The organism is Rahnella inusitata, assembly GCF_965118895.1.
GTDB lineage: Bacteria > Pseudomonadota > Gammaproteobacteria > Enterobacterales > Enterobacteriaceae > Rahnella > Rahnella inusitata_A.
Map to the genome: position 1 here is coordinate 1 of NZ_CBCPJJ010000017.1, position 2,733 is coordinate 2,733.

The window sequence follows — 2,733 nt, forward strand, 5'->3', positions numbered from 1 at the left end:
CCTGCCAGATCCTAAGTTCGGATCCGAACTGCTGGCAAAATTCGTAAACATTCTGATGGTAGATGGTAAAAAATCTACTGCAGAAGCAATCGTCTACACTGCTCTTGAGACCCTGGCTCAACGTAGCGGTAAAGGCCACCTGGAAGCTTTCGAAGTCGCACTGGACAACGTTCGTCCGACTGTCGAAGTTAAGTCCCGCCGCGTAGGTGGTTCTACTTATCAGGTTCCAGTAGAAGTCCGTCCGGTTCGTCGTAATGCTCTGGCAATGCGTTGGATCGTTGAAGCTGCTCGTAAACGCGGTGATAAATCCATGGCTCTCCGCCTGGCGAACGAACTTTCTGATGCTGCAGAGAACAAAGGTACTGCAGTTAAGAAACGTGAAGACGTTCACCGTATGGCTGAAGCCAACAAGGCGTTCGCCCACTACCGCTGGTAATCACTTCGCTGTAGTTATGCTAACCAAGCGGGCGCTTCAAGAAGCCAACCCGCTTGGCTTAACCGAACTTGAACGTCCTAGTTATAGAGGAATCAAATGGCTCGTAAAACACCCATTGAGCGCTACCGTAACATTGGTATCAGTGCTCACATCGACGCCGGTAAGACCACTACTACCGAACGTGTTCTGTTCTACACCGGTGTAAACCACAAAATCGGTGAAGTTCATGACGGCGCAGCAACCATGGACTGGATGGAGCAGGAGCAGGAACGTGGTATTACCATCACGTCAGCTGCGACCACCTGTTTCTGGTCTGGTATGGCTAAGCAGTTCGAACCACACCACATCAACATCATCGACACCCCAGGGCACGTTGACTTCACCATCGAAGTTGAACGTTCCATGCGTGTTCTTGATGGCGCGGTAATGGTTTACTGTGCTGTTGGTGGTGTTCAGCCACAGTCTGAAACCGTATGGCGTCAGGCAAATAAATATAAAGTTCCACGTATCGCGTTCGTTAACAAAATGGACCGTATGGGTGCTAACTTCCTGAAAGTTGTTGATCAGATTGAAAAACGTCTGGGCGCAACTCCGGTTCCTCTGCAGCTGGCTATCGGCGCTGAAGAGAAATTCACTGGTGTTGTTGACCTGGTGAAGATGAAAGCAATCAACTGGAACGAAGCCGATCAGGGCGTGACCTTCGAATACGAAGAGATCCCGGCTGATATGCAAGAACTGGCTGAAGAATGGCGTCAGAAACTGGTTGAGGCCGCTGCTGAAGGCTCTGATGAGCTGATGGAGAAATTCTTTGGTGGCGAAGAGCTGACTGAAGAAGAGATCAAAGCTTCTCTGCGTAAGCGCGTTCTGAACAATGAAGTTATCCTGGTTACCTGTGGTTCTGCGTTTAAAAACAAAGGCGTACAGGCAATGCTGGATGCTGTTGTTGAGTATCTGCCAGCACCAACTGACGTTGAAGCTATCAACGGTTTGTTGGATGACGGTAAAGACACTCCAGCAGTTCGCCATTCTGACGATTCTGAGCCGTTCTCTGCTCTGGCGTTCAAAATCGCTACTGACCCATTCGTGGGTAACTTGACGTTCTTCCGTGTTTATTCCGGTCTCGTCAACTCTGGTGACACTGTATTTAACCCAGTGAAATCACAGCGCGAACGTCTGGGTCGTATCGTTCAGATGCACGCTAACAAGCGTGAAGAAATTAAAGAAGTTCGTGCAGGCGATATCGCTGCAGCGATCGGTCTGAAAGACGTGACTACTGGTGATACCCTGTGTGATCCGGATAATGTGATCATCCTGGAGCGCATGGAATTCCCAGAGCCGGTAATTTCCGTTGCGGTTGAACCAAAAACCAAAGCTGACCAGGAAAAAATGGGTCTGGCTCTGGGTCGTCTGGCAAAAGAAGACCCATCATTCCGCGTATGGACTGACGAAGAATCTGGTCAGACTATCATCGCAGGTATGGGTGAGCTTCACCTGGACATCCTGGTTGACCGTATGCGTCGTGAGTTTAACGTTGAAGCGAACGTAGGTAAGCCGCAGGTTGCTTACCGTGAAGCGATTCGCTCCAAAGTGACTGACGTTGAAGGTAAACACGCCAAGCAGTCTGGTGGTCGTGGTCAGTACGGTCACGTTGTGATCGACATGTATCCGTTGGAGCCAGGCTCGAATCCGAAAGGCTACGAGTTTGTCAACGAAATCAAAGGTGGTGTAATTCCTGGCGAATACATCTCTGCGATTGACAAAGGTATCCAGGAACAGCTGAAATCAGGTCCACTGGCGGGTTACCCAGTAGTAGATCTCGGTGTGCGTCTGCACTTCGGTTCTTACCACGACGTTGACTCCTCTGAACTGGCGTTTAAACTGGCCGCTTCTATTGCCTTCAAAGATGGCTTCAAGAAAGCGAAACCAGTTCTGCTTGAGCCGATCATGAAGGTTGAAGTGGAAACTCCAGAAGAGAACACTGGTGACGTCATCGGTGACCTTAGCCGTCGTCGTGGTATGCTGAAAGGCCAAGATTCTAACGCTACTGGCGTTGTGATTCATGCCGAAGTTCCGCTTTCCGAAATGTTCGGTTATGCGACTCAGCTGCGTTCACTGACCAAAGGCCGTGCATCTTACTCCATGGAATTCCTGAAGTATGATGATGCGCCAAATAACGTGGCCCTGGCCGTTATTGAAGCTCGTGGCAAATAAGCCACAGGTTTAAACACAATGATCCCGTGCTCTCTCTTTGAAGGGAGAGCACAAGAGTAAGGAATATAGCCGTGTCTAAAGAAAAA

2 protein-coding genes are annotated in these 2,733 nt (G+C 49.7%); both read left to right on the forward strand.

The features are described 5' to 3' along the window. The first annotated feature begins 1 nt into the window (after position 1). Complete coding sequence (gene rpsG, locus ACMHLI_RS15305) at positions 2-436, forward strand: 30S ribosomal protein S7 (RefSeq protein ID WP_413530221.1); 435 nt, start codon at positions 2-4, stop codon at positions 434-436. Between the two features lie 96 nt (positions 437-532). Next, a complete protein-coding gene (gene fusA / locus ACMHLI_RS15310) occupies positions 533-2,647 on the forward strand; it encodes an elongation factor G (protein WP_413530222.1) in 2,115 nt (704 codons plus the stop codon). Positions 2,648-2,733 lie beyond the last annotated feature (86 nt).

Coding starts and splice junctions, on each gene's coding strand:
- fusA (WP_413530222.1), top strand. CDS start 533: ATGGCTCGTAAAACACCCATTGAGCGCTACCGTAACATTGGTATCAGT.